Annotated in this window: 18 protein-coding genes; 4 read left to right on the forward strand and 14 right to left on the reverse strand. The window is 61.1% G+C overall.

Annotated features, from left to right (window positions below; all coding sequences use genetic code 11):
- Positions 1-156: 156 nt before the first annotated feature.
- A complete protein-coding gene (locus tag AB8B33_RS31020) occupies positions 157-1,029 on the reverse strand; it encodes a LysR family transcriptional regulator (protein WP_439018303.1) in 873 nt (290 codons plus the stop codon).
- Here AB8B33_RS31020 and AB8B33_RS31025 point away from each other — a divergent pair.
- Entirely contained in the window at positions 1,028-2,143 is a 1,116-nt protein-coding gene (locus AB8B33_RS31025; RefSeq protein ID WP_439018304.1) for a zinc-dependent alcohol dehydrogenase family protein, read from the forward strand. The genes AB8B33_RS31020 and AB8B33_RS31025 overlap by 2 nt on opposite strands.
- A 131-nt stretch (positions 2,144-2,274) precedes the next feature.
- Here AB8B33_RS31025 and AB8B33_RS31030 read toward each other — a convergent pair whose 3' ends face one another.
- The 9 genes from AB8B33_RS31030 to AB8B33_RS31070 form a co-directional block, all read right to left on the reverse strand.
- Positions 2,275-5,169, reverse strand: coding sequence for a hypothetical protein (locus AB8B33_RS31030; RefSeq protein ID WP_439018305.1), 2,895 nt, complete (start codon positions 5,167-5,169; stop codon positions 2,275-2,277).
- Between the two features lie 14 nt (positions 5,170-5,183).
- Entirely contained in the window at positions 5,184-6,977 is a 1,794-nt protein-coding gene (locus AB8B33_RS31035) for a GMC family oxidoreductase (RefSeq protein WP_439018306.1), read from the reverse strand.
- 2 nt (positions 6,978-6,979) lie between these two features.
- The gene (locus tag AB8B33_RS31040) at positions 6,980-9,769 is read right to left on the reverse strand and encodes a hypothetical protein (protein WP_439018307.1); all 2,790 of its coding nucleotides are present in this window, start codon (positions 9,767-9,769) and stop codon (positions 6,980-6,982) included.
- A gap of 16 nt (positions 9,770-9,785) precedes the next feature.
- Positions 9,786-11,261 carry a cytochrome c gene (locus AB8B33_RS31045; RefSeq protein WP_439018308.1) on the reverse strand — a complete coding sequence of 492 codons (1,476 nt, stop codon included), beginning with the start codon at positions 11,259-11,261 and terminating at the stop codon, positions 9,786-9,788.
- Entirely contained in the window at positions 11,258-11,689 is a 432-nt protein-coding gene (locus AB8B33_RS31050) for a hypothetical protein (protein ID WP_439018309.1), read from the reverse strand. The genes AB8B33_RS31045 and AB8B33_RS31050 overlap by 4 nt, the downstream gene beginning before the upstream one ends.
- Positions 11,686-13,212: a cytochrome c gene (locus tag AB8B33_RS31055; protein WP_439018310.1), complete on the reverse strand. Its 1,527-nt coding sequence runs from the start codon at positions 13,210-13,212 to the stop codon at positions 11,686-11,688. The genes AB8B33_RS31050 and AB8B33_RS31055 overlap by 4 nt, the downstream gene beginning before the upstream one ends.
- 34 nt (positions 13,213-13,246) lie before the next feature.
- Positions 13,247-14,632: an NADH:flavin oxidoreductase gene (locus AB8B33_RS31060; RefSeq protein WP_439018311.1), complete on the reverse strand. Its 1,386-nt coding sequence runs from the start codon at positions 14,630-14,632 to the stop codon at positions 13,247-13,249.
- 343 nt (positions 14,633-14,975) lie between these two features.
- Positions 14,976-16,124 carry an ABC transporter ATP-binding protein gene (locus AB8B33_RS31065; RefSeq protein WP_439018312.1) on the reverse strand — a complete coding sequence of 383 codons (1,149 nt, stop codon included), beginning with the start codon at positions 16,122-16,124 and terminating at the stop codon, positions 14,976-14,978.
- A gap of 223 nt (positions 16,125-16,347) precedes the next feature.
- Entirely contained in the window at positions 16,348-17,550 is a 1,203-nt protein-coding gene (locus tag AB8B33_RS31070; protein WP_439018313.1) for an ROK family protein, read from the reverse strand.
- Between the two features lie 156 nt (positions 17,551-17,706).
- On the opposite strand from AB8B33_RS31070, the gene AB8B33_RS31075 reads away from it, so the two are divergent.
- Together AB8B33_RS31075 and AB8B33_RS31080 are read left to right on the forward strand one after the other, a co-directional pair.
- Positions 17,707-18,711: an ROK family protein gene (locus AB8B33_RS31075; RefSeq protein WP_439018314.1), complete on the forward strand. Its 1,005-nt coding sequence runs from the start codon at positions 17,707-17,709 to the stop codon at positions 18,709-18,711.
- Positions 18,708-20,450, forward strand: a complete 1,743-nt coding sequence (locus AB8B33_RS31080) for a GH116 family glycosyl hydrolase (protein ID WP_439018315.1) — start codon at positions 18,708-18,710, stop codon at positions 20,448-20,450. Before AB8B33_RS31075 ends, AB8B33_RS31080 begins: the two co-directional genes overlap by 4 nt.
- 96 nt (positions 20,451-20,546) lie before the next feature.
- Here the strand turns inward: AB8B33_RS31080 and AB8B33_RS31085 are convergent, their stop codons facing one another.
- The 3 genes from AB8B33_RS31085 to AB8B33_RS31095 are packed head-to-tail and all read right to left on the reverse strand — an operon-like array spanning position 20,547 to position 23,553.
- Positions 20,547-21,365, reverse strand: a complete 819-nt coding sequence (locus tag AB8B33_RS31085) for a carbohydrate ABC transporter permease (protein WP_007814669.1) — start codon at positions 21,363-21,365, stop codon at positions 20,547-20,549.
- Positions 21,362-22,315 carry a carbohydrate ABC transporter permease gene (locus tag AB8B33_RS31090; protein WP_113320808.1) on the reverse strand — a complete coding sequence of 318 codons (954 nt, stop codon included), beginning with the start codon at positions 22,313-22,315 and terminating at the stop codon, positions 21,362-21,364. The genes AB8B33_RS31085 and AB8B33_RS31090 overlap by 4 nt, the downstream gene beginning before the upstream one ends.
- Positions 22,312-23,553: an ABC transporter substrate-binding protein gene (locus AB8B33_RS31095; protein WP_439018316.1), complete on the reverse strand. Its 1,242-nt coding sequence runs from the start codon at positions 23,551-23,553 to the stop codon at positions 22,312-22,314. The genes AB8B33_RS31090 and AB8B33_RS31095 overlap by 4 nt, the downstream gene beginning before the upstream one ends.
- Positions 23,554-23,758: 205 nt before the next feature.
- Here AB8B33_RS31095 and pglB point away from each other — a divergent pair, with 205 nt between their 5' ends.
- Positions 23,759-25,057 (forward strand): polygalacturonase PglB, encoded by a 1,299-nt coding sequence (gene pglB / locus AB8B33_RS31100; protein ID WP_439018317.1) that lies wholly within the window; start codon positions 23,759-23,761, stop codon positions 25,055-25,057.
- Between the two features lie 161 nt (positions 25,058-25,218).
- Here the strand turns inward: pglB and AB8B33_RS31105 are convergent, their stop codons facing one another.
- Positions 25,219-26,424, reverse strand: a complete 1,206-nt coding sequence (locus AB8B33_RS31105) for an MFS transporter (RefSeq protein WP_439018318.1) — start codon at positions 26,422-26,424, stop codon at positions 25,219-25,221.
- Between the last annotated feature and the right edge of the window lie 22 nt (positions 26,425-26,446).

Consider the following 26,446-nt stretch of genomic DNA (forward strand, 5'->3'; position numbering starts at 1 on the left):
GAAGGCGGCCCCATCTGACTCCGGTCTCCAGACGATCAAATCTTATTACGCTTTTTCCGGATGGACGCTGCTGAAGCGGTTGACGCCGCTTGCCCGGATGATGATGCGTGAGGCGGAAGATCCGGTGAGCTCGGGGGGCTTCCTCAGAACGTAGGTCTAGCTGATTTCGGGTTGCGTGCCAGTGATAAAACTGCGCGCAACGGCCGAAATCGCATCGGCAACCTTCGACATGGATCCAAGATGCGGAGAGCGCAGCATCACGACGTCCAGATGCATATCCTGGTCGCTTATGTTGACCCTCTCGATGCCATGTGGCGGCGAGCTTTCAAACAGGCGTCTGGGCATCAACCCGAGACCGAAGCCCCTGCGCACCAGCGCGAGCTGCATACCTGCATCCTCAATTTCGGCCGCAATCGTCAGGGGCTGGCGCTGGCCGGCCAACAACTCTGCGAGACAACGGCGAGCGTCGCAGGGTTCTGGGCTCAATATCCACGTCCTGTTCGCTGGATCATCGGCTCTGCTGGTTCCGCTGGCACCGATGACGATCAGTTTTTCGTCGCCGATATTTTCGGCGTGCGGATATCGGGATCGCTCGGATAACACGATGGCGGCATCGAGATGCCCCAACCGGAACTGCTCGACAAGTTCCTGGCTCCATTGCGATTTCAGCCGCATCGACACCTTGGGAAACCGTGCGGTCGCCGAGCCTAGTTCTCCGGCGAGACTGTCATGCGCAAGGCCCTTGGCCACGCCGAGCCGGAAAAGGCCATGCGCCTCCGGCGCCGCCACAACGGCCTTCATGTTCTCGAAAGCAGTCAGAATATCGCGACTACGAGCCAGCACTTCACGTCCTGCCGGCGTCAGAACCGGCGGCTTCTGCCGACGGTCGAGCAGCGTGACGCCGAGTGCCTGTTCAAATCTCTGGATCTGACGACTGACGGCTGGCTGGGTCAGCGGCAAACGTTGCGCGACCCGTTGAACCGATCCTTCATCGGCAAACATCACGAATGTCCGCATCTCATCAAACATGTTCATTCCACATACTTATTTTGCATATTATGAATTTGAGTATCACGGATATCAAGGTCATTTTGCGGGCACGGATAAATCAACCCGGAGAAATATGATGAAAGCGATCGTCCTCACCGAGGCAGGCAGCCTCGACAATCTGACACTGCAAAAGCGCCCGATGCCACAGCCCCAGCGCCAGGAAATCCTGATCCGCGTCAAGGCAACGGCACTCAACTATCGGGATCTCGAAATTGCGCAGGGACATTATCATACGGCATTCGGGCTGCCGCTCATCCCCTTGTCGGACGGCGTCGGCGAGGTGATTGCCGTCGGTCGTGACGTAACTCGTTTCAAAATCGGCGACAGGGTCTGCAGCACGTTCTGGCAACGCTGGACCGGCGGTTCCTTTCGGATGGCAGAACCGTCCTACCAACGCGGCGGCCCGCTCGACGGGCTTCTTTCGGAATATGCAATTCTCGATGAACAAGCAGCCGTTTTCGCGCCGCGCAATCTGAGCGATATTGAAGCGTCGACCTTGCCGTGCGCCGCCGTTACGGCGTGGCAAGCCCTTGTAACGGAGGGGCACATCAGGGCTGGAGAAACCGTTCTTGTCCAGGGAACCGGTGCGGTATCGCTTTTTGCACTGCAGTTCGCCCGCGCGAGCGGCGCTCGTGTGATCGTCACCTCCAGCAGCGACGAAAAGCTGGAACGCGCAAAGGGTCTCGGTGCATTTGGTGGGATCAACTATCGACGCACACCGGAATGGTCTGCCGCCGTTCTCGATATGACTGACGGTCGTGGCGTCGACCACATCATCGAGGTCGGAGGACCAAAAAGCTTTGAGCAGTCGCTAAAGGCGGCATCCCGTCGCGGCCAGATCAATGTGATCGGCTACCTTGGTGGCATACAGGGCACGATCAATCCTCTCGATATCTTTCGAAAACAAATAGACGTTCGCGGCATTCCTGTCGGATCGCGTGAATCCTTCGAAGCCATGAACCGGGCCATAGAAGCCCTCGACCTCAAGCCGGTAATCGATCGTGTATTCGATTGGACAGACGTTGCAAATTCGATGCGCTATTTCTCAGCCGCTTCCCGTTTCGGAAAGGTTGTGCTGCAACTCGCCGGATGAAGCATGCTGCGGACGATCTCTCGGAAGGTGGGTTCCGCTACCTATGTCTTCGCCGTAACTACGGACAACCACATTTTTGTCGAGCACTGTGTTAGATCAAACCGAGAGCCAGCGACACCGGCTTGCCTCTTCTATTGCCCCGTCATTCCTCCCTGAATGTCCCGGCAACCGTGTTTGCCTCCTGCTTCCGCGAGACTGGCCAGAAGATCCCTCCACCGCTCGTCATGCTTTGTGACGTCGTCCTGCTGAGCCCAAAGTTTGACTTTCTTGGTTGCGGCCTCGTCCTGATAGGTTTCCGCGACATCGCTATGCAGCGCCAGAACCAGCGTTTCGACGTCTCGGGCAGACAGGATCTCGGTCTCCGATAAGCTCTTGGGATTGGTGAACGAGAGCGAGTTGGGAAGCAGCCAATGCGTCCCGATTCCGCCATCTCGTAAAACACGCGGCATGGTGATCTCGTGGATGCTGACTTCAGAATTATGATCGCAATAGAGCTTCTCGATCGCCGTGCGAAGCTCCGTCTCGAGGCCGAGGCCCAACTGGCCCCCGGCGCCAAGCACCGAGCCAAAACCGAAGCTCTCGCTATAGCGGCCGGCCGGCGCCGAAACATCGGCGATGACGACGTGCAGCGGCGGCAGCGTCTGCGGTGATTGCGGCGCTGAGTGGAACGCATTGCGGATGGCGTAGTAGAGCGTCATGGCGCCACGGTTTTCGACCGCTCCGCCATCGGTCACCCAGTATCGTGTCCTTGCTTCTCCGGATGCTTCGATGTCGATTGCAGCATCGGGAAAGACCGGCGGAAAGTTTGCGCTCAGGGCTGCGGCGCGCGCGATCGACATGTCCGCATTGTCGAGTGTGACGAGCTGCATGTGCAGCGATCCGTCGTCCGGCGGAGACGCAGGCGCGGCAAGATTGGTCAGCACCAGCCGCCCGCCCGCCTGGGCGGCATCCAGAAATTGGCGGCAGCGCGTCGCTCTCTCGGGAAGCGAAAGGCTCCGATCGGCTTGGCAGGAGGGGCTGTCATCGGAAAAAGATCCGACGATCGCGGTGTTGAGCATCACGCCGAAGGACGGCGCTCCCATCGTCCCGGCACCCATATGACAGACGAAGGATTCAGCGAGAATCGCGCCCAATCTCGAGCGTGCCGGTATCCAGCCCGTCACGTCCTCCTCCGGCCTTTGAGCTTCACGGCAGGCCGAGGACGCCCAATGCCAGCGCCCGAAGGCGAAGCGCATATCGCTCGCACTGTCGATCACCTGTTCGATGAAGGGCAGCGCCATGGCTTGCGAAAAATCATCCCATGCCTTGACGTCCATGCTGTCACGTGGCCGACGAAGCTCCTGCTCATGAAGCGCGAAATAGCCGAGCGCAGCGCTGCCACCAGAGACGCCACTGACAAGCACAACGTTGCAGATCTGGTCGTGCTCGGCCAGCCCCCGCAGCAGCGAGGCCGTGTAGATCGCCGCACGCGTGCCGCCACCGGAGGCGATAACTGCAACTCTCGGCGTTGTGGGCTGGAGCGGACCGCAGCCGCCGTTGGGTTGGCCGCTTTCGAATAGGAATGATGCGGGCTGCTTGCCCACATGTCGTTCGGAGCGGATTGCAAGTTCCGGAGGCTGGATCGCCCGCAGGAAACTGAAGACAGCAGGACCGCCGATGAGGCCATAAGCCAGCGCGCCGACGAGGGCGGGATAGACGAGCGTCGAGCGCTGGAAATTGCGCAGGCTCGCAAGCAGATCCCCGGCCGGCGCCTGCTCGGCGGGCAGGCGCTCCAGCTGGGCACGAAACTGCGCGAGCACTTCCGCCGGCGTCATGAACTGGATCGCCCGGTCAGACGCGGCCTTGGTCTGCCGCTGATACTGATCCTCATAGCGGCCCTCGATCTTCAGGCGCCCCGCGCCATGCAGCGCGATCGCGCGGCCTTGGTTGCGGACCGTGCTCAAGGTCTCGCTGCCTTCATAGTCGTAAGCGATTTCGACCGGAGTGATCGCTTGCTGCTCCCTGTCCATGAGACGCATGAGCCGGCGCGCGACGAAGTGATCGCACCAGAAGGCATAGTACCAGGCGACGGCATAGGCGAAGGCGATATAGCGCATGAGAGTCGTATTGCCGTAGCCTTCGGAGCCGGCATTGAAGAGGTAGGTGATGTAATGGACGTCAGCGAGGCGAAGCACTGCGACGACAATGACGAGAACGCTGATCACCCGCTGCGGGCCAATGAAGAAAAGACGCCCGATCGTCTGCAGGATTTCCATCAACCGATCGAACAGGATGCCGAGGAAAAGGGCGATCCATGCGGCAACACCGGTCACCAAGAAAGCGTACCAGAGATAGTGATCGGGCACGAACAGGGTGAGCAGCGATCCGGGCAGAAGCAATTCGACCGGATAGCGGATTGGGGCGATGACAAGGGCCGACACCAGCGCGGCAATCGGTCCGCGGCCCATGAAATCGTAGCGATTCTTGGGCAAGAAAAGCTCCACTTTAGGCAGGCTGTCGGCAAGCCCGCCGCCTGCATTGGAGCGGAATAGGCACCGCGAGAGCATCCAGGCCGCCGGCAGCGCAAGCACGAGTGCGCAGACGATCGCGGCGCCGATATGCAGGCGGGGCCGCGCCGTCATCATGCCGTAGGTTTCCGGGCGCGAATTGATGATGAGAAGCGCGGCGAGGGCCGCAAGGATCACCAGCTGTCCGGCAAGCAGATACTGGTTGAAGACCGCTCGCCGGCTAGCTGCCGCATGCAGCAGGAAAAGAAGCGCGAACCCGATCGCAAGCAGACCGAGATTGCCCCAGCGCATCTCGACGGTCGGACCGAGCGCCATGGCAAGGGTCAGAATGCCCGCGAGCAGCGGCACAAACCAGGCATAGCCGTCGGGCGCGAGCCATCGCCACGCGAGGCGCCGCCCCTTCGGCAGCGGCTGGTTCAGCCAGGCATCGAATTCCCGCCACCATCGAACGAAGCCCCGGACGCGTTCGCCGAGCCAATTGTAGATGCTGGCTTCCCGATGGATGGGGTGTTCGCTCATCAGCGTGTTTCCAGTCAGCTGTCGGTGAGAATGACATCGGCCGCCTTCTCGGCGACCATGTAGACGGCAGTGGCAAGGAAGTAGCCGGGAATGCGGGGAAAGACCGAAGCGTCAACGACGCGCAGGCCTTCGATGCCGTGCACCCTGAAGCGGCTGTCGAGCACGCCGCCATCTTCGCGGGGGCCGATGGCGCAGGTGCCGCAGGCATGGTGGCCCCAGGCGTTTTCCGCGACATAGCGGCGAAGCGCCTCGTCGCTCTCGTTCTGCCGGCCGGGCTCCTCTTCGCTTGCGATCGGAGCGTCCATCGCATCGTTGACCTTTCTTACGAAACGGATGGCATGGACGACGGCGTCGAGATCGAGGTCGTAATTGCCTGTTCCCTCGAAGAAGGAATGAAACATGACAGCAGGCAGGGCCGCGGGATCGGCGCTTCTCAACCGCACCGTTCCGCCCTGGTTTTCGGTATAGGCCTTGAGGATCGCCCAGGTCATGTAATCAGGCTTGCGGATGCGCTCGGAATAGCGAGGATAATAGCCGCGGAAATCGGCCAGCAGCGAAAAGCAATGCAGGTCTGGTTCGCTCAGCGTGTCGCGGGATTTAAGCGTCAGGGAAAACATGACACCGTTGCTCGTATAGTTGCCGATGCGAAATCTGCGCCACCGCTGGTAATGGGCGTCGCCCGTCGTATAGGTGACGCCCTTGAGGGCCGACCAGGGTTCGTTCATCCGGCTGACGACACCGACCTCGTAGCGGTCCTGCAGGTTCCGCCCGACGCCTGGAAGCGCCTCGACGACGGGAATATTGTGCTCGTCGAGATGGCCGGGATCGCCAATGCCGGAGAGCATCAGAAGCTGGGGCGAGGCGAAGGCGCCGCCTGACAGGATGATCTCGCGGCCGGCCCGAATGACTTCCTCGCGCCCCTCCCCGTTAATGCAGCGAACCGCGACCGCGCGCTTGCCGTCAAATTCGATGCGCGTGACCAGAGTGTTCAGACGAAGCGTCAGGCGGTCGGGGTGCCGCTTCATCACGTCGAGCAGCCGCTCGCGCGGCCCCTGCCTGGTGTGGCGTCGCGTCGAAAGCGGTGTGACGCGCACGCCGCAGGCGCCGACGTTCCAATTGCGGTGGTCGTTGGGGTCGATCTCGGTCGTCTCCCAGTCGGAACCCCGCTTGCCGAAGGCATCGGCGGCCGCGCCGACGCAGCGCAGCAGCGCCCGCCACAGCGGCCAGTCGCGCAGAGCCCGCAGTGGCAGGGCCCGCTCCGTCGTCATCCACCCCCACCATCCGTGGCCCGTCGGATTGAGGCCTGTTGCCGCGGCGAGCCACCGCCACAGGAAGAAGCGGTAGCGGCAGCGCTCGATGCGCTCGAAATAGCCCTGCATGTGCGAAGCCTTCCAGCTTTCGTCGCCGGTAATCGCAAAGATGTGGTTCCAGTCGCAATGATTGGGCCGCACGATGATCATCGCATGATGGGCGGTGCAGCCGCCGAGCCCGCGCACGCGTGGATAAAGCACACCGTCCTTTTCTTTGCTGTAGCGCCAGTCGCGCTCCTGCATTTCCTGATTTTCGTAGTGGCGCACCCAATGGTTCTCGGCCATGCCGGGATGTTCGGAGGCAAAGGCATGAAAGGCGGGCACGCGACAGGCATCGGCAAGCGGCATGTCGGAGCCGTCGTCCGACTTCGCCAGCGGATCGCCGCCGGCCTCGATGACGAGCACCGTCCGCCCCTCTTCGGCCAGCCGCGCGGCGAGGACGGCGCCGCCGGCGCCGCTGCCGATAACGATATAATCGTAAGTCGGCCCGCCGGACATCGTCAGAACTGCTTCAGATAGGAAATCAGGGCATTCTTGTCCGATTGCGGGAGATCGGCGCCGAATGTGTGCCCACCATTGACCACATAGTCAGGGCATTTGCTCAAGCCCACCAGGCGATCGATGAGCTTGGTGTCGCGCACTACCTTATCGGCTTTGGCGAGCACGGCGGGATCTGCGAGTTCCTCCGGCGTGCATTGCCCGCCGAGCTCGGAGAAGGCTCCGATCAGCGCCGGGCCGTTGGCGATCAGGCGCTTGTAATTGGCGAATTTGCTCTCCTCATCATTGTCGGGCAACAGCTCGGTGTTGGTCAGCGCATTAACAGGGAAACCGGCTGGGAAGGGGCCGACGGTGATCGAGCCGTCCTTCTTGAAGGCCCAGCCGGCGACCTTGTTCAGCAGGCCGGTGAAGGGCTTCACCTTGTCGGGCACGAAGCCCGGCGGCACGATGAGGCATGAGGGAGCGCTGGTGCGGTAGATATAGCCCGGCACCGGCGCCTCGGTCATCTTATCCATCCGGCGCGTTTGCGGCGAGAGCATCTGGCGGATCGACCGGTCGAAGACCGCAAGCCTGTTTTCGACGCAGGGCAGATAGGGATCGCCCGCATCCGCCGCCGGGCAGGCGGTGCCGCGACCGGCGCCGTAGCCGCCGGCATAGTCCTGATTGTAATAGTCCGTCCCGTAATAGCTGTCCTCGTGGCCAACGGAATTGTTGAGCAAGAAGGGCGCGGTCGACCAGAGGCTGACGAGCGATGGCGGCCTTAGATAGCCGCGCCCGTTGCCTGCCGCCTGTAGCGGCGTTGCCGCCCCCGAAACCGGATGATTGACCGTCACCTCATGCGGAGGCGGCAGCGACTTGTAGGTGGAGGAGGTGAAATTGTCCCAGATGTCACCCGAAAGACCGTTGGTGGCGATCGCGCTGCAGGCATTGGTGCGCACGACATCCATCGGCACGCGCCGTTCCGTCGACAGGTAATTGCCGTCGAGGAAATCCTTTCCGTTCTCATCCTTTTGCGTGACGAGCTTGACCATGCCGTGCTTGAAGGCATCCGACTGCGCCCAGGCCCAGTAGCGGTCCCAGCATTCGCGATAATGCGGGCCGGCACCGCCGCCTGCGCAGATGCCCTGATCGACGCCGAGGTCCGGCGCCGGCACCGGCTGCTTGCTCGAATGACAGGCGGCGCAGTTTTCGGCAAAGACGATCTTTCCGCGCTCGACCTCGGCCGGATCGCGCGCTTCGAGCACCTTTTCTCCGACCGGCGTATCCTTCAGGTGATCGGCGCGGGCTGCGACCAGGAAGAATATCGCCATGTCAGGCGTCATCGCCTCAGTGGCCTGCCAGTAGACCGAGTTCTTCTCGGCATCGGCGATGCGGATCGGCGAGATCTTCTGCCCGCCGAGGAAGGGGCGGAAGTGCAGCAGCCATTCCTCGCTGAAGAGGCCGATATTGAGATAGACGCGATTGAGCGCACCGAGCGTGCCGACGGAATCGGCGCCGTCCTTCAGGACGCGCATCGAGGCGACCGTGCCGGTCGCCTTGTCGTAGAGGGAACCGAAGGCCGCGGTCTGCGGATAGTCCTGCGCCTGCTTGTTGTCCTTCTCGTCCCCCTTGATGATTTCCTTGCCGGTCTTTGCCCCGATGCGCAGCCGCTCCAGGACGTCGTAGACGGCATTCATCGTGCGGGGATTGTTCATGTAATCGGTCGAGACCAGCGAGGTATCGAGCGAACCCGGCGGGTTCGTATGGAACAGCTGGAAGAGGAAATTCCTCTCGTTCTCGGCCGGTTCCCCAGGCGTCGCGCGCGGTTTGGTGTTCCAGAAGAAAATGCGGTCGACCCAGAAATACTGAGCGCCGGGATTGGACGAGATTTCGGAGAATTCCGGGCTCTCGACATTCTTTGGCGGGTTGATCGGATTGGGACCGACATGGCAGAAGGCGCAGGACATGCCGACGCGATAGGGACGCACGAGATCCTTGTCGTTGTAATAGGAGGGATCGGTGTAATAGCGCACTGCATCCCAATGTTCGGCGGCCTTGCTGTCGAAGTCAGGATTGGAGAAGAGACGCAGGCCCATCACGCCCGTCGGTTCGCCATAATAAGAGCCGACCGGGATTTTCTTCTCTTCGTCCTTCACCTTGACCGTGGTGCCGCGCGAGCCGATCTGCACGCCGGGATAGCGGGCATCCGCCTCGGCATTGCCGCCGAAACTGTCGGCCGCGCAGTCCTTTTTGCGCTGATCGATCCACAGCCCCCAATGATCGGGATCAGCGCTCTTCGGAGTGTCGAAGCAGGGTTCGTTGACGAGCCCGAGATAGCGGAAGCGGTTGTCGCGGCCATAGGCCATCGTCGGATGAGACGAGATGGTCTTCAGGAGATCGAAGGCGCCGATCGTCGCGCTGGCAGCGAAGTCCCAGAAACGGTCGTTGCCGCCGGTCCAGACGATCCAGGCATTCTGTCCGCGGATCGCCGCCTTGCGGACGGCCTCCGGATCGAGCCCGGTGGCGGTTGCGACCTCCTTGATCTCGTCGGGATAATCGGCGCCGGCTGCCGGCGGCAGCAGCAAGCCCTTGTCCATTGCCGCGAAGTAAGGCTCGCCGGCTCCGGGAAATTCCTCGACCTTGCGATGGACTGTCTTCGCCTCGTCCTCAACATTGCCGAACTGGCTCGCATCCGGCTCGATCAGCCACCAGACGATGAGCGCAACCGCAGCGATGGCGATGACGGCGAGCGCGACGACGGCTGCCACGATCCAGGCGAGAAACCGCACGATGCGCTGTCTGACGTTTGCCATTGCCCCCTCCTGATGGTCAAAGTGTCTTGAGATAGGAAAGCAGTTGCTCCTTCGCCTCCGGCGGCAGATCCGTGCCCCAGAGATGACCGCCATTGCCGTTGCCCGGAAGGCCGGTATCGTAGAGCGTGCCGTACCGCTCCCCCGGCTTATCCGGCATGCTCACGAAGCCGCCATTGTCGGCATCCACAAGATCGGAGCCGCGGTAGAACTGCCCCGGCCGCTCGGCAGGCGGAAGCAGCAGGGCGCGCAATGTCGGGACGCTGCCATTATGCAGGTAGGGACCGCGCAGCCACAGGCCACCAAGGCCCGTCGCCACATAACCGTCGGTCTTCTGGAAATTGGCAAAACCCCAGGCATAGCGCGGCTCGTAGGCCGCATAACGGTCGCGGGCTGCGGGCGTCCACATATCCAGGCGATGGCGGTCCGTGCCGAGCTCGACGATTGGGATCGGCGTCCTGTAGCGTGCGCCCTTGGCATCATGGCAGGCGGCGCATTGCGCGGTATAGATCGCACGGCCGGCGTCGACTGCCGCCGCATCGACATGATAGGGATCGCCTGCCGGCTTGAGGGGAGAAAACGGCGACGGCGGCGGCCCCTGCAGGCGGATGAAATCCATAATGCGGCGAAGACCCTCTTCGCTTCCCCCATAGGATTTGTAGGTCATGCCGTCGCCGATCGCGCCCGAGACCACCGTCTCGTAGAGATCGGTCTGCAATCCGTCCCAATGGAGTGAGAAGCGGCGCGTATTGGTGGCGGCGAGGTCGGCAAGCGACCACAGGGGCATCATGTCGGAATTGCCGATCGTGTGGTCATCGGCAAGTTGGAGGTTCTGGAACTTGACCGGATTGAAAGGATCGATCCGGCCCGGCCCCCAGTCCGGCCGATCCTTCATCCAGGCAAACTGCCGCCCCTGTTCCTGGAGGGCTGCCCGGGTCGCCGGCACCAGGACGAAGCGATAGAGCGCCCGCTCCCAGACCGCCATGTCATAGATCCTACCGATCTCCGTCATCACCCGGTCGGCGGTAAACCTGGGATCGGCGCCGACATCGATCAGAAAGCGGATATAGGCCTGCGGATTGACCCGCGTCCCAGGGCCCGCCTCGACCAGCCGCGCCGGCTCGGCGGCATGGAGCCGATAGCTGCCCTGGTGGCAGAAGGCGCAGTTCGGCGCAACGCGCTCTATGACGCCGAGCGTCTTGACCGACAGGCCGACCGGAACCTCGTCGCCGGCGCGCCAGTAGAGGCCGAAGGCGCCATAACCGTCCGCGTTTGCCGGCAGATGTTCGGGAAAGAGTTGCGGCAAGACGCGCCAGATCCAGTAGGGAATTCCCTGCGCCTCTTCATTGCCGATCGAACCGTGATTGAAGACCTCAGCCAGATCGTTCGTCCGCGGCTGGGCGACCGGCCGGAAGAGCAGGAAGAACAGCGCAAAAGCGCCGACGACGAGCAGGACCAGAACGGCGAAAAGCCATTTCCAGAAGACGCGCCTCATGCCTGTCTCCCTTCGGCGATGTTCTGTTCGAGCAGCAGGATGCGCAGGAGACAGAAAAGCGTCGCAATGCCGACCGACCCGTCGAGGAAGACGCCGGCGAGATAGCCGATCGGCTGGTCGAACACGAAGACGGCGAGAAAGAAGAAGACCGTGCCGAGCGTGCGGGAAGGGAAGACCGCGAGCCAGGCGAAGACGCGGTAACGGTCGATATCGAGCGTCGCCGGAATGTAGAAGATCGACAGGATCCCGAGCAGCAGTCCGGCAAAGCGCGGCCAGATCAGCTGGTTGACGGTGATGCCGAAGAGGCCGAGGATCCATTCCGGACAGAAGATGAGCGGCAGGACGAAGGCGAAGTTCAAAAGGATGCCGATCCAGACGAGGACCGCATGCCGTGCCTTCCATTTGCTGAGCGATCGCGACTGGGTCATAGCGTCTTCATATATTCGACGAGGGCGTCTTTTGCCGCCGCCGGCAACTCCGTGCCGTAGCGATATCCTTCGTGGCCGGCATTGCCATTTCCGGGCCGCGTCGTGTCGTAGCGAAAGAGATCGCCGCCGGCAGACTGATCCGACCGATAGCCCACTTTGGCGAGATCGAACTCGTCGCTGCCGCGGAACCAGACGGACGGCCGCTTGGCGCTCGGTTCAAGCAGATCGCGCAAGGTCGGCACCGAGCCGTTGTGCAGATAGGGCGATCGCGCCCAGATGCCGTCGAGCGGGTGATTGGCATAGCCATCCGTCTTGTGGAAGCGGCTGAAGCGCCAGGGATAGCCGGCATAGAGCAGGTTCTGCTCGGCGGCGAAATTTGCCGTATAGGAGGTCCAGCGTCCCGCATCGGTGCCGATATCGGCGAGGGGAACCGTCATGCCGAGGTGCGTGAAACGCTGCCTGTCGTAGCTGTAGTCCTTCGCATCCTTGAAGCCGTGGCAATCGGCGCAATACTGCAGGAACAGCGTCTTGCCCTCCGCCGCCTTCGCCTGATCGATCTTGGCGGCGACGGGGAACGGCGGCGAAGGCAGATCCCACATCCAGTCCTCGATGCGCGCGATTGACGCCCGGTCGACCGTCACGGGCGTCACGCCGGCGCCGAGTGCGGCACTCAGGTTTCGTTCGGCCACGGAATCATTGTTGCCGTCCCAATGGAGGTTCATGCCCTCGCGCGGGCGCTGGCGCCAGATGGCGGGATAGTCGGAAGAGCCGTTCAGCGCAGCACCACTGATATGGGCCTCGTCCATCGGAAAGTCGAACTGCAGCGCCTTGTAGGGATTGAACGTGTCCACGCGGCCCGGGCCCCAATCCTCCTGGCGCTTGACGAAATCGAGCTGGGTGCCGAGATCGAGGAAGGCGTTCTTGACCCGCGGGAAGACCACGTAGCGATAGACCAGCCGCTCGAAGACATTGAGATCGCCGCCGACCTTGGGGCTATCGATCGTTTCGATCAGCGCGTCGGCAGTAAAACCGGGATCGCGGCCGACATCGATGAAGAAGCGAATGAATTCCTGCAGGCGCAGATTATTGGAAGGCGCGCCGGGGATGAGATGGCGAACCGCGTCTCCAGAAAGATGATAGGTGCCGACATGGCAGACGGAACAGTTGAGCCAGACCCGCTCGACGCCTGAGACCACGCGGCGCGACACCCCGATCGGAAGGTCGTCGCCCGGCTTTTCGTAGAGGAAGCCGAAGCGGCCCCAGCCTTCCGGCCCGAGCTTGTCGGCATACATGACCGGCAAGGCCTTGAAGACCCAGTAGGGTGGTCCCGTCGCCGTCTCGCTGCCGATCGAGCCGCGCATGAAATGCTCGCTCTGGCTTTTGAAGGCGACGACATACTGGTTGACGAACACGAGGTAATAGACGAGCGCGAGCAACAGCAGCACAACGATCGCCAACCACCAACGGCGATGGCGGGCGACGGCGATCTCGACGGGCGTCTTGCGGTCGTTGTCGCTGCTCATAGGTCCACTCCGAATGCGCGGGCGATGGCGCGTGTCAATGGAAGGTCGGCGGCTCGAAAACCGACATGACCTGCTTGATCATCTTACCGTAGCGATCCTCGAAGCTCGTTCCGTCAAACCGGCTGAGATCGTAACAGCCGAGCGGGTTTTCGAGATCGTTGAGCAGACACTTGTTGCAATAGGTGCATTCCTTCTCCGGGCCGTTGGCCTCGGCGAGGATCTTCGGCAGATCGTTGTTGGCGATCAGCGGACGGGCCATGGTGACGCCGTCGCAGGCTTTCGAGCGGATAGCCTCGGCGATCCTGTCGGCATGCTGGAACCCGCCGGTACAGAGCACCTTGATATCGGGATCGATCTTGCCGATCGCTTCGGAAACCGCGCGCGCATAATCGAGATTGATGCCCTCGATGACCTTGCCCCTGCGCCAGCGCCAGAGCGCCTGGAAGGCGCGCCCCAGCAGGGGATTGGAAAAGATCGCATAATTCATCGGCGCACGCGTGCCCTGCGAGAGCATGCCGTCGTACCAGCGATGCAGATCGTTCAGCGGCAGGTCTCCGGCCGGATTGCGTGGATGCGGAAAGGTCGAGCCGCTCGAAACATGGAAGGAGTCGACACCCTTGCCGCCGTCGAGCAGCATCGTGCAGATCTTGACCGTCTCGTCGAGCGTGTTGCCCTTCTTGATCCAGGGATAGAGCCAGTCATTGTGGTCGACGCCGTTGATCTTCATCTGCAGATGGAAGTCCTGGCCCACCTCGCGGCGGATCGCCCTGACGATCTCGAGCACGAAACGCGCCCTGCCCTCCCAGCCGCCGCCATATTCATCCGTCCGGTCGTTGATGCCGGAACTCAGGAATTGCGTCAGCAGATAACCGTTGGCGCCGTGAAGCTCGACACCGTCGAGCCCCGCTTCCCGGGCGCGCCGCGCCCCTTGCGCGAACTGCTCCACCACTTCCGCGATTTCGGGTTTCGTCATCGCCTGGGCGAGCAGCCCATGGAAGTAGTCGCTCTTATCGGTCGAACTCAGGCCCTTGTTGAACAGGTTCTCGACGCCGCCCATGTCCTGCTGGCGGCCGGAATGGCTGAGTTGCATGATGAACCGACAGTCATGGGCGTGGACACGGCGGCCGACTTCCCGCCAGAAGGGGATCTTATCGTCGTCGTCGATCATCGCATAACGCACGAGGATGCGGCCACGCACGGAGACCGGCGTAAAGGAGGAAATGATGCAGCCGATCCCGCCGCGCGCGAACTTCTCCTCCCAGTTCAGCCGGGCATTCCCGCCGTGACCGTTATAGTCGTCGAACTGGCCGGATACATTGGATCGGAAAAGACGGTTCTTCACCGTCAGCGATCGAAACTTAAGCTCATCGAAAATGAGCGCCGCATTGTCGGCGTGGATGTATTGACTGTCTGGATGCATGAAGGCCTATCCGATTGACGTGCCTAGGCAACGGAAGAGGAAGTAAAAGCCGAAATGCAATGCTAAAGTTATAACTTTCTAGTGTATTGAAAGCTAATGCAATTTAATGTGGTTTGCAAACGAATTTCGGGACCATGCACCGCTTTACGCGGCAAGTCGCATGCAGCCATCAGGGCACAAACCCGCCGATGTTTGTGATGATCAGCAGGGCGGCGAGCACCGCCATAATGGCCCCAGCAATTTATAGGTTCATCGGAGCGGTCGATCGCCGATCCCCGTAAGGATAGAATTACAACGACCCGCCGGTCGCCGCATCGGCGCAGCCTCGGGAGCGGTAGGCGCTTCAGGCCTCGATATCGCCGGCATGAACGAGAGCCGCGGCGCCGATAGGCGGTTTTGTGATGGAACTGCCGGTCTTGGCTCGAAAGAGATGAAGGCGCGCGGGCCGGACCGCAAGCTGCAGGGTTGCACGGTCCTTGACCGCTACATGATCAGGCAGGTGGACGATTGTTGCAGTCCCGCTGCCCTCCACCACGCCATACACATAGGTATCCGTGCCGATGCTTTCGGCGTAATCGACTTCGAAGCGGATCGGAAAACCGTCGGCGCCATTGCCCTTGGCGAGTTCGAAATGGCTCGGCCGTACGCCGAGGATCACAGGTTCGCCGACGGTCGCATCCCCCGCCTGCGCTGGAATGTCCAGACGGCCGAAGCCCGCTACGTCGACAGCAACATGACCCGGACCGGTCCCGGCAAGCATTCCATCGAAGAAGTTCATCTGCGGCGAGCCGATGAAGCCCGCGACAAACTTGTTGGCCGGGGCCTCGAACAGCTCCAGCGGAGTACCGACCTGCTCGACGCGTCCGGCATTGAGGACGACGATGCGGTCCGCCATCGTCATTGCCTCAACCTGATCATGCGTCACATAGATCATCGTGGCGCCAAGCCGCTTGTGGAGGCGACTGATCTCGCCTCTTGTCTGCACGCGAAGTGCGGCATCCAGATTGGACAAAGGTTCATCGAACAGGAAGAGCTTGGGGTTCCTCACAATCGCACGACCGATCGCCACGCGTTGCCGCTGGCCGCCCGAGAGCTGTTTCGGGCGTCGATCGAGGAGAGGCTCGATCGCAAGCATTCTTGCCGCCTCCATCACACGCCGATCGATTTCGGCCCGGCTCATCGTGAGGTTTTCGAGGCCGAAGGACAGATTCTTGGCAACGGTCATATGCGGGTACAACGCATAGGACTGAAACACCATCGCGATCCCGCGATCCCCCGGAGGCGACGCCGTCACGTCATCGTCGCCAATGATGATCTTTCCCGCACTCACACTTTCGAGGCCAGCGATCAGGCGAAGCAATGTGGACTTGCCACACCCTGAAGGGCCGACCAACACGACGAATTCGCCCTCACCCACATCGAGATCGACACCATGGAGAATCGAATGATGGCCGAAGCTCTTCCTGATATCGTTCAATTTGAGACCGGCCATGAATCCATTCCTTTGACGTTTCTTCCGGAGGCGGCCGCAGCCACACCGAGGCAATCGGATCTCCTCATATCTCGGTTCAGTCTGCGTGGAAGCAATTAGTTCGTCAAGATGACGAACGTATTTTTCTATCAGCGCCCGTCAGTTTCCTCCCGCCTGCAGACAGGATTTTCAATAAACACCATCCTGGGTGGCTCGCGCCTTGACACGGAGATCTGCGTGACAATCAAAGCGGCGGTGGCGGCAAGCGCCGCTGCTCCGGCAAGGTCTGGGGAGAAAAAAGCAGGTTGTGAACGTGGTTCAGTCCAATCGCGAGAGCCCCGACCAGCGTTGCCCGACCGCCAAGAACACTTGCCTCGACATCGATGGCACGGCGGCTCGCCTTCACGATACCTCGCCGAACGCCTTCGGCTATCAAGGGGTGGCGACCGATACTGCCGCCGAGAACGACGATCTTCGGATCGACGATCGCATTGACGGACACGACAAGCAGCGCGGCAATGTCCGACACCTTGCCGATCACCTCGACCGCGATCGGGTCGTTCTTTTCGGCAAGTTCCAGGATGTCCCGGACCGAGGTGTCCTTCTCACCCCCGGAACGCTCGTAGAGCTCGCTAATTCCCCGAGCCGCGATCGCGCATTCCAGCGCGCCCCTTTCAAGACTGTCCTTCGTGTATGGATCGGCACCGAACGGCATGTAGGAAATCTCGCCGCCCGCCCCGTTTGCGCCACGCATCAGCTTGCCGTCCTGGAGCACGCCGAGCCCGATACCCGTCCCGAGCGAAATGAACGCCACGGTATCGATTGCGGTCGCGCATCCCTGCCAGGACTCGCCGATAACGGCTGCGTTGACATCGTTTTCCAGGACGACGGGACAGCCGAGCCTCTGGCTGAGCGTCCTGCCGATATCGATGCCGGCGATATCGGCGAGGTTTGGCGCCATCGAGAGCGCACCCGTCGTAGGATCGACGACCCCTGGCGTCGCTATCGCCGCTACGAGAACGAACTCCCTGGCGATACCCATCTCCAAAAGCATCTTCGACAGCATTGCTTCGGCCTGGTCGATCAGATGATAGCCGCCACGGCGGTCGGACGGATAGTCGATCTCGCCGACAACGTTTCCGACGATATTGCCAAGCACGATGCGCGTCGTTGTCGCGCCCATGTCGATACCGACAGCATAGCCGGCATCGCCATTGACCTCATAGGTAATGGCCGTGCGGCCGATGCGACCGCTCGTGACGCCTTTTTCCCGAACCCAGCCACCTTCTTCCAGCGCCCTGATGACCTCGGACATCGTCTGCTTCGAAAGGCCGGTGATCTTCGAAAGCTCGGCTCGCGAGGTGGGTCCGGCATGGAGCAGCACGTCCATGACCGCGCGTACGGAGATCTGTCGCAGCACGGGTGGCGCGTTTTCGGTCAATACCATCGTCGAGCTACCCCGCCAGATCCGTCTTCATCGTTGCACCGGTGTTTTGCTTTTTCCATGAAAGCCCCCCGATTTCAAACAGCTTGTTGACAGTTCGCGGGCGCGGTCATAATAAATTCGTCAACCTGCCGAACAAATATCGCAAAAGGACTGCATTTGTCAAATATTTCAACCATTGCGTCTGGCTTGCGACAGGCGAACAGCGTCCATCGTTCGGACGAAGCGGGCGGATCTGAAGGCATGGTCGCCGGTGTCGACCTCGGCGGTACCAAGGTCCTGGTGGGACTTGCCGATCTGCAGGGGCGTATTGTGGCAAAGGCCGAAGAGCCGACCGAACACGGCGCGGGAGCCCCTGTATTGCGGCAAATTCCACGGATGATTTTGTCCCTGGTGCAGGACAATCGCGATCGGGGCCCGTTGTGCAAGGCTGTTGTCGGCGTACCGGGTGCGGTATCGCCGTTGACGGGGCTTGCGTCACTTTCCCCTCACCTGGCCATTCCAGCCGATCAGCCGCTCGCCGCGCTGCTCGCACGAGCCCTGCCCTGCCCCGTCGTGGTTGAAAACGACGTGAATCTCGCAGCTTTCGCCGAGGCCACTCTCGGCAAAGGACAGGATCAGGACTCGCTTGCATTTATCGCTTTCGGAACCGGTGTCGGCATGGGGCTGGTCATCGGTGGAACGCTCTTCCGCGGCCAGCACGGGCGGGCAGGCGAACTGGGTTTTCTGCCGCTAGGTCCCAATCCTCATCAGGCGGCGCCGCAGGCCCGCGCCGGTCTCTTCGAGGATCAGGTTGATTCACCGGCGGTGCGCAGCCTGTATGGCGATGGGACGCTGTCGGTCGCCGAGATATTCGCTCGCGCTGCTGCCGGAGACGGGGAAGCTGTCGCGGCCATCGAAACACTCGCAAAATCGGCGTCGGTCGGCCTGGCCTCCGTGCAAGCCCTCTTCGACCCCGCTCTCATCGTGCTCGGTGGGGGCATCGGGTCGCGCGGCGAGTTTGTCGACGCCGTCAGGCGTCACATGTCGACGCTGCTGCCGTTTGAGACACGGATAGAGGCAACCGGGATTGGCCCCGAAGCTGGCATGCTCGGGGCGCTTATGCTTGGCCTGACCGATCTTGCGGCAACTGAGAATGCAGGAAAACAGGAAGCCATCCAATGAGCGCCGCATCAGCAAAACCGCAAGTTCTGATACCACTTGATGACGGACAGCTTCGCTCTGCGACACCGGTGCTTGTCCCGTTCATGGCTCCGCGCCTGCAGGGCGATTGTCGGCCGGAAGGCAGGATTGAACTTTCGCTATGGGGCGCCGGCAAGCTGGTCAATCTGACCTTCACCGGCTGGAGCGCCCCTTTCACCTATTCCCCGAACCGGGTGGAAGCGCATGGCGGAGGGCTTTACGTGGCGCAGTCGGCGCCGGCGCTCTTCTTGAAGGGCGCAAAGCTGCGGACCTTCATCCCTGCCCGGCGCTGCGCCTGGTGGGGCACGATGGCGAAACGCGAACCGATCGAACGGCAAGAGGGTCGCCGCATTGCCCGCACCGGTTGGGGCGTCGCCATCGCCGAACAGAGGCTGGACGGCATTTTCGTGACCGCCGGCGCGACGATCGAGGAAGCGCTTGCAGCGCTCGAGCTCGACCAGACGAAACTGATTGCCGAGGCCAATGCCTACGTCACGCGTTGCGATGCGATGCCGGAGGCGCCTGCCCTGATGCGCAGCATGATCTCGCAAAGCCTGCATGCCGCTCTTTCCAGCATAAGGCGGGACGAACATGGTGCCTTTGCCGGCCTCGCCGCCGGCCAGGCCTACAGCGCGCCGGCTCGCACCTATTACCGTGACGGCTATTGGACGCTCCAGGCTCTCCTGGATCGGGAACCAGAGGCAGTCCGCGCCCAGATCGATCGTCTTGCGCGCGGTGTGCAGGAAAACGGCGAGGCGCCGAGCGGCGTCATCCTGACGGGACCTGGGCAGGCCGAGGAATGGGAAAAGGTGCGTCTGACAGATCCACGGATCAAGGAGGAGCACCTTCGACCCGGCGACTGGTGGAGCGATCACTTCGACAGCCCGCTCTTCTTCATTCTGACGATCGGCGACTATATCAATGCGACCGGCGACGGCTCACCGCTGTCCCTGTACTGGGACAAGGTGGTGGCGATCTTCAATCGTTACTGCGGCTTCGACGAGAAGGGAACCGGCTTGCCGATCAAGCCGCGGCATGACCGCGATTGGGCCGACAATGTCTACCGCCACGGTTACGTGGCCTATGATCTCGGCCTGTGGATCGGTGCCCTCGACGTCATCGCACAGCACGGCGCCTCGCTCGACAAAGCCGTTGCATCGAAGGCGGCAGCCGTGGCGCAAAAGGCGCGCGCTTCGCTGGACGAGGCGCTTCTGCAACCGGGTGGCACTTATGCGGACTACGGGACAAAGACAGATTTCGTCGAAGACCACCTGACGCTGGACAGCCTGACGCTGCTTCGCTTCAAGGCGGTTTCTCCCGAGCGAGCGAAAAGCGTTCTCGCCAAGGTCCAGGAGATCTTGGAAAGTCGCAACAACGACGGCCAGCCTTATGGCGACTGGGGCGTGCTTTGCGCCTATCCGCCGTTCAAGCGCCCCAAGGATACGCGTGAGAAGTCCTATTTCGCGTATCGCTACCACAATGGGTCGGACTGGCCCTATCTTTCGGGCCTTTATGCCGAGCAACGGCTTGCCTACGGCCTGGACGGCGCGGACTACCCGCTCCTGCGCTGGTGGAAGACCTGCCTCGAAGAGGGCTGGATGGGTGCCGTCGAATATTTCTCGCCACCCTGGGGGCGTGGCTCGCTGCTTCAGGGATGGAGCAGCATGCCGGCCGCCGCCGCCCTCGCCCACAAGGACAAACTGCCGGCGGCGATCCGCTAGAGGTTTTCCGACCGGTCGCCACGGAGACGGCGTTTGAAAGAGAAAATGCAAAGGGCCGCCAGAGAGGCAGCCCTTTTTGCACGATATGTTGCAGCACTATTCCTTGGTTGCGCCCGCCATCAGGCCGTTCATCAACATGCGCTGCAGGGCTGTAAACATGACGAGCACGGGCAGCACCGAAAGCACCGACATGGACAGCAGCCTGGGCCAGTTGATACCGAAGCGCCCCACCGTATTGGCAAGCGCGACCTGGACCGTCCACTTGTCCTGGTCGCTGATGATCAGGAACGGCCAAAGATAGTCGTTCCAGCGCCATACGAGATTGAAGGCGAGCAGCGTGCCGATTGCGGGTATGGCGAGCGGAACGATGATCCGCCACAGGATCCGCCATTCCGGCGTACCATCGAGGCGCGCCGCCTCTAAAAGGCTGTCAGGAATGTTGGTGATGTACTGGCGCATGAGGAAGACCCCGGTCGGGGTTGCCGCCGGCGCGATGATGATGCCTGCCAGCGTATCGAGAAGATTGAGATCCCGCAGCACCAGAAAGACCGGGATCATGATGATCTGCAGCGGCACCATCAACGACGACATGATGAGCAGGAAGAAGAGCGTGTCTCCTTTAAACCGAAACTTCGCAAGTGCGTAGCCGGCCATGACGCTGATGGTGACGGACAGCAGCGCCGAGAGCACGGAGACAATGGCCGAATTGCGGAAGAAGATGAGGAACTTCGCGCGCGACACCGTGTCGATGAAGTTCTGCAACGTCGGTTGCGCCGGCAAAATGGTCGGCGGCCACTGGAAGATCTCCTGTTGTGATTTCAACGAAGACAGGAAGAGCCAGATCGGCGGCATCAGGAAGACGAACAGTGTCAGCACGACAAAGGCCAGTCGCCAGGGAGAGTAGATACGTGTCATTTCTCACTCCGCGATATGCGCAACTGGAAGATCGTGAGGAACAGCAGGATGATGAACAGCACCATGGATTGGGCGGCCGCAACGCCAGCCTGCATCGGTTTCTGGAACGCAGTGTCGTAGATCGTCTGTATGAGGTAGACGGTCGCCTTGCCCGGACCGCCGCCCGTCAGGGATACGACGAGTTCGTAGACCTTGAAGGCCTCGATCGAGGACAGGACCAGGACGACGGCGAGCGTCGGCTTGAGAAGCGGCAAGGTGATATGGGTGAATTGCCGCCACTTGCTGGTCCCGTCGATCGAAGCCGCCTCGTAATAGTCGGTGGAAATCGCGGTCAGACCTGCAATGAAGATCATCATGTTGAAACCGGCTTGCGCCCACACCCAGGCGATGATGACGGCGATCTGAGCCATCGTGTCCTGTTCCAGCCATGGGATTGGCGCGATGCCGGTCAGCGAAAGCAGGTAATTGACGAGGCCGTTGTTGAGGCCGAACAACCACCGCCAGGCGACGCCGATGATCAGCAGGCTGATCATGGACGGGAAGAAGACGATTGTGCGTACGATGGCAAACAGCCTGGTCTGTGGCGCCAGCAGGAGAGCCAGCGCCAACGAGACGACGATGTTCAGCGGAACCGCGACGATGACGAAAAGAACGGTCTTGAGCAATGAAACCTGAAAATCGGCATTGCTCAGGAGCCCGATGAAGTTATCCAGGCCGACATATTGCGGCAAGGTGCTGGGCACCTGCGGAACGACGACCACACCCCGCTTGAAAAAGGCCATGAAGAGGCCCTGGACCAGCGGGTAGAGGGTGAAGGTAACGAGGAGCGCCATTGTCGGCACCATGAGCAGGTAGGGCCAGCCGAGGCTTGCCAGGCTGCCTCGCAGACCTTTCGGCACTGGGTGGGGACCCAGTGCCGAACGGCTATCTTCCAGTATGTCCGTCGTCACTTGCCAGCCTCAAGCGAGGCATCGGCAGCCTTCTTGATCTGCGAAATGGCCTCGGCAGAGGAGATCTGACCGGCAACAGCCTGCGTGACGGCTGTCTTCACGGTACCCCAAACAGCCTGCATCTGCGGCCAGGCCTGGTCGGTCGCAGCGTAAGCAGGGCTGGCGTTCAACTCGGCCTGCATTGCCTTGATCGCATCGGTCGCGGCCGGATTATCGTACTTGACGGCTGCCGCCTTCAGGTTGGCCGGGATCATGCCGAAGGTCTTGGCGTACTGTGCCTGAATATCCGGCGAGGTGATCCATTTGATGAAATCGATCGCTTCCGGAAGATGCTGGCTCGTGTTGAAGGCCACGATATAGTCGCCTCCGTAGATCGACGACGCGACGGTGCCCCGCGGCGTTGGACCAGCCTGCCACGCAAAATGCGCGTTGTCCGCCAGTCCGGCGATTTGCCAGCTTCCTGACATATAGGCAACGGCCTGACCGGCTGTGAAGATTTCCTTCGGATTGTCCGAACTCGCACCGGACCAGAGCCCGGGCGGCATTGCGGCCTTCGTGATGTCGATGAACTTGTCGAGCGCGCTCGTCCACGCTGCCTCGTCCATGACGACCTTCACAGGTTCTTTTTCCGTATAGATGTGGTTTCCGTACTGATACTCGTGAACGATCCAGCGGCTTGCCGAAACGTCCCAGACAAGCGGATAGCGTGTACCCGACTTTTCGGCGACTTCCTTGATCTTCGGAACGAATTCATCCCAGGTCCAACCGGTCGCGTGGTCCGGGATGGCAATGCCGGCCTTCTTGAAGGCATCGACATTCAGGAAGACGCCCGTGGAGGTTACGCGCAGCGGCGCGGCGATAACCTTGTCGTCGAGCCTGGCGCCATCGCCCCAGCCCTTGACGAAGTCGTTGATCCATTCGGGGCCGATCTCCTTGTTGAGATCGACGAGGAACGGACGGATAACCGGCTCCATCGACGAAGTGAGCGACAAATCCGGCATGATGCCGGAGGCCGCATATTGCTGGAATTTCTGGACCATCCCGTCATAAGGGGTGATCTCAAGGTCGAAGGTCGTGTCCGGGTGCAGTTTCGTGTACTGATCGAGCAAGGCGCGCGTGTTCGCCTCTTCCTGATCATTGTCGACATACCAGACGATCTTCAGTTCGGATGCTGCCGCGAGCGAAATCGTCATCGCCAGGGCGCTTGCCGTCATAATCAATGTCTTGAGCGGTTTCATAGGGTTCCCCTTCTTTGCTCCTCAAACTCTGGCAACAACCGGCCTCCAAATCTCCCTTTGGCCGATCGTTTGTTCGTAACCATGACGAATTAAATACGAGTTTTCGATGGTGTCAACACAAACAAGATTGACGGCATCAATTAGTTCGTCCTGTTGACGAATAAAATGGCGTAGCTTAATCATCCCGAGAGCCAGAGGAGAAGCAATGGATATTTCAGTCGAGCCGAATGTCGCTGACCTGCAGCAATCTATCGACAGGCTGGTTAGCGCCGGCGGAGGAACGCTTCTCCTGCAGGCGGGCAGGCACATTACGGGACCCATCCGCCTGTTCAGCGGTATTACGCTGTCAATCGGGCCGGGTGCCACGCTAGAGTTCGTCCCCGACTACGCGCTCTATGCCGGAAATTCGGTGAGCGTAATCGCCGAGGGATCCGATCGCGCCTATATCGTCGCGCAGGAGGCCCATGACGTCGCGATCACAGGCGAAGGCAAGATCCTTGCTTCAGGCGGCGCCTTCAGCACCGGCTTCGACGCGACGGTCGGCACCTACACGCCGAGCGAAAAGCGCCCGAGGGTCCTGGTGTTCGAAGACTGCAGCAAGATCAGGCTGGAAGGCTTTGTCATCGAAGATTCGCCGATGTGGACGGTCCACCTGGTGCGCTGCCGTGACGTGATCGTCGAGGGCATAACGGTATTCAACAACCGACAACTCCCGAATACGGATGGGATCGTCATCGACAGCTGCGCAAAGGTCGCAGTGCGCCGCGTCATCATCAAAACGGCGGACGACGGCGTCTGCCTCAAGACCAGCCGAAGCGAAAAGGGCATCGCACGCTGCGTGGAAATCGAGGTTTCGGATTGCCTTGTCGAGAGCAACAGTTGTGCATTGAAGATCGGCACGGAGAGTTTTGGTGACATCCGCAACGTCGCCTTCACGCGTTGCAAGGTCCAAGATTCCAATCGCGCCCTCGGCATTTTCTCGCGTGACGGCGGAGTGATCGAAGACGTCGCCTTCTCGGACATAGAGATCGATTGCCATGAAACGCCCGATGGTTTCTGGGGCTCGGGTGAGCCGCTCACAATTACCCAGCTCGATCGCAGGCCGGAGATACCGGCTGGCCTCGTCACCAATGTCCGCGTCGAGAACGTGACGGGGCGCTGCCAGGGTCCGATCAATCTCTTTGCGGCGAGAAACGGCGGGATTGCCGGAATGAGCCTCAGCAATATTCAGTTGACGATCGAGGAAGGCTTACTGGGAACAGCCAGGCAATATGACCTGCGCCCCACAAGTGCCGATCTCTCCCCGCCCAAGGACCACGAGGGTCGTGGCAATGCCTGGTTGCGGGGAGCAGACGGAAAAATTGTCGGCCTTATCGATTATCCTGCAGGCATGCCGGCGCTCTTTGCGCATAATATCACTGGCCTCACGCTCGACAATATCGAAATCCAGCGTCCGGAGCCTCTGCCAGACGGCTGGAACACCGAAACCCTTTGCATCGAGTGACCAATAGGGGTCAGTCACAGAGCAATTTGGCGCATGATGCGATGGAGGCCGTCCGGGGATCGTCGTCCTTACTGTTCCATCCGCCAGGAGGGACGCACGTCCCGGGCGCCCCTGATCGTAGCTATTCTTGCGCGCGTTGACGCGCTTCGCATGATCTTTCCTTAAGACGCCGTCGCTACCGTCCTTCGGTTCAGGATACCGATCACCAGGGCCCCGCAAAGTGCGGCAATAGCTGCAAAGCCGAACACCCCTGCCAGCCCCTGCGCCTCGACGATGAAGCCACCAATGGCCGCCCCACTGGAAATGGCGACCTGGAAAGTGGTCAACATCAACGCACCGGCGCTTTCCGCTTCATCGGATGCTGCCTGCGTGACGAAGCTCTGAACGCTTACCGGCAGGGCTCCGAAGGCAAATCCCCACAGCGCGGTCGCGACAAACGCGACGCTTGCAAGGTTTCCGGCAAGCGCTAACGCCAATGTTGTCGCAGCAATCCCGGTAGCCGCGATGACGATGGACAGCGCCGTGCTGCGCTCGGAAACAAAGCCTCCGAACAGATTGCCGAGAAACCCGCCGATCCCGAAGGCCAGCAGAACTACAGATATCCCCTCAACCCCAAAATGTGGCACAGTTTCGAGGAAGGGCCGAATGAAGGTAAAACCCGCGAAATGGCCGGCGACCACCAGCAAGACGGTCAGAAGGCCCAGCCGGATTGCCGGGCGACGCAGCACCGTGGCCATCGTGCCCAATCCTGCGGTGCCGGTCGACGGCATCGCAGGCAGGGTGAGGAGTTGGGCGATGAAGGCAAGGCCGCCGACTGCAGCCGCGATGACGAATGCAGAACGCCAGCCATAGGCTTCTCCGACCCAGGCGCCGACAGGTGCAGCGCAAACCGTTGCAACGGACACGCCAGTCATGATGATCGCCATCGCCCGCGGCATCATCCGCTCTGGAACAAGCCGCATGGCGAGCGCCAGCGACATGGCCCAGAAGCCGCCCAGCGCGATCCCGAGCAATCCACGAGCAACGAGAAGCGTCGCGAGCCCATCAGAGAATGCTGCCAAGAGACTGGAAACAACGAGCAGGGCTGTCAATCCGAGCAATGTGAGACGACGGTCAAATCGGCTGGTGCCAATGACAATTGCAGGGCCTGCGATCGCGCCGATGACGGCGGTCATCGTGACCGACTGGCCGGCGGCACCGATGCTGACATGCAGATCTTGTGAAATTGGCGTAAGCAAGCTGGCTGGAAGAAACTCGGCCGTCACGAGACCGAAGACGCCGAGCGAAAGCGATACCACGCCTGCCCAGGCCGGATCGGCCTCCTTCTTGTTCGCGTGGAAGCCATTGGCTTCGGGATTGATGTTCATACGCCATCTCCAAAGATTGTGA

It is taken from the genome of Rhizobium sp. 768_B6_N1_8 (assembly GCF_051811225.1).
Classification (GTDB): domain Bacteria; phylum Pseudomonadota; class Alphaproteobacteria; order Rhizobiales; family Rhizobiaceae; genus Rhizobium.

Bases quoted from the DNA above. Each gene is read 5' to 3' on its own strand.
- AB8B33_RS31025 (WP_439018304.1), top strand. From the start codon at position 1,028: ATGTTCATTCCACATACTTATTTTGCATATTATGAATTTGAGTATCAC.
- AB8B33_RS31020 (WP_439018303.1), bottom strand. From the start codon at position 1,029: ATGTTTGATGAGATGCGGACATTCGTGATGTTTGCCGATGAAGGATCG.
- AB8B33_RS31030 (WP_439018305.1), bottom strand. From the start codon at position 5,169: ATGAGCGAACACCCCATCCATCGGGAAGCCAGCATCTACAATTGGCTC.
- AB8B33_RS31035 (WP_439018306.1), bottom strand. From the start codon at position 6,977: ATGTCCGGCGGGCCGACTTACGATTATATCGTTATCGGCAGCGGCGCC.
- AB8B33_RS31040 (WP_439018307.1), bottom strand. From the start codon at position 9,769: ATGGCAAACGTCAGACAGCGCATCGTGCGGTTTCTCGCCTGGATCGTG.
- AB8B33_RS31045 (WP_439018308.1), bottom strand. From the start codon at position 11,261: ATGAGGCGCGTCTTCTGGAAATGGCTTTTCGCCGTTCTGGTCCTGCTC.
- AB8B33_RS31050 (WP_439018309.1), bottom strand. From the start codon at position 11,689: ATGACCCAGTCGCGATCGCTCAGCAAATGGAAGGCACGGCATGCGGTC.
- AB8B33_RS31055 (WP_439018310.1), bottom strand. From the start codon at position 13,212: ATGAGCAGCGACAACGACCGCAAGACGCCCGTCGAGATCGCCGTCGCC.
- AB8B33_RS31060 (WP_439018311.1), bottom strand. From the start codon at position 14,632: ATGCATCCAGACAGTCAATACATCCACGCCGACAATGCGGCGCTCATT.
- AB8B33_RS31065 (WP_439018312.1), bottom strand. From the start codon at position 16,124: ATGGCCGGTCTCAAATTGAACGATATCAGGAAGAGCTTCGGCCATCAT.
- AB8B33_RS31070 (WP_439018313.1), bottom strand. From the start codon at position 17,550: ATGGTATTGACCGAAAACGCGCCACCCGTGCTGCGACAGATCTCCGTA.
- AB8B33_RS31080 (WP_439018315.1), top strand. From the start codon at position 18,708: ATGAGCGCCGCATCAGCAAAACCGCAAGTTCTGATACCACTTGATGAC.
- AB8B33_RS31085 (WP_007814669.1), bottom strand. From the start codon at position 21,365: ATGACACGTATCTACTCTCCCTGGCGACTGGCCTTTGTCGTGCTGACA.
- AB8B33_RS31095 (WP_439018316.1), bottom strand. From the start codon at position 23,553: ATGAAACCGCTCAAGACATTGATTATGACGGCAAGCGCCCTGGCGATG.
- pglB (WP_439018317.1), top strand. From the start codon at position 23,759: ATGGATATTTCAGTCGAGCCGAATGTCGCTGACCTGCAGCAATCTATC.
- AB8B33_RS31105 (WP_439018318.1), bottom strand. From the start codon at position 26,424: ATGAACATCAATCCCGAAGCCAATGGCTTCCACGCGAACAAGAAGGAG.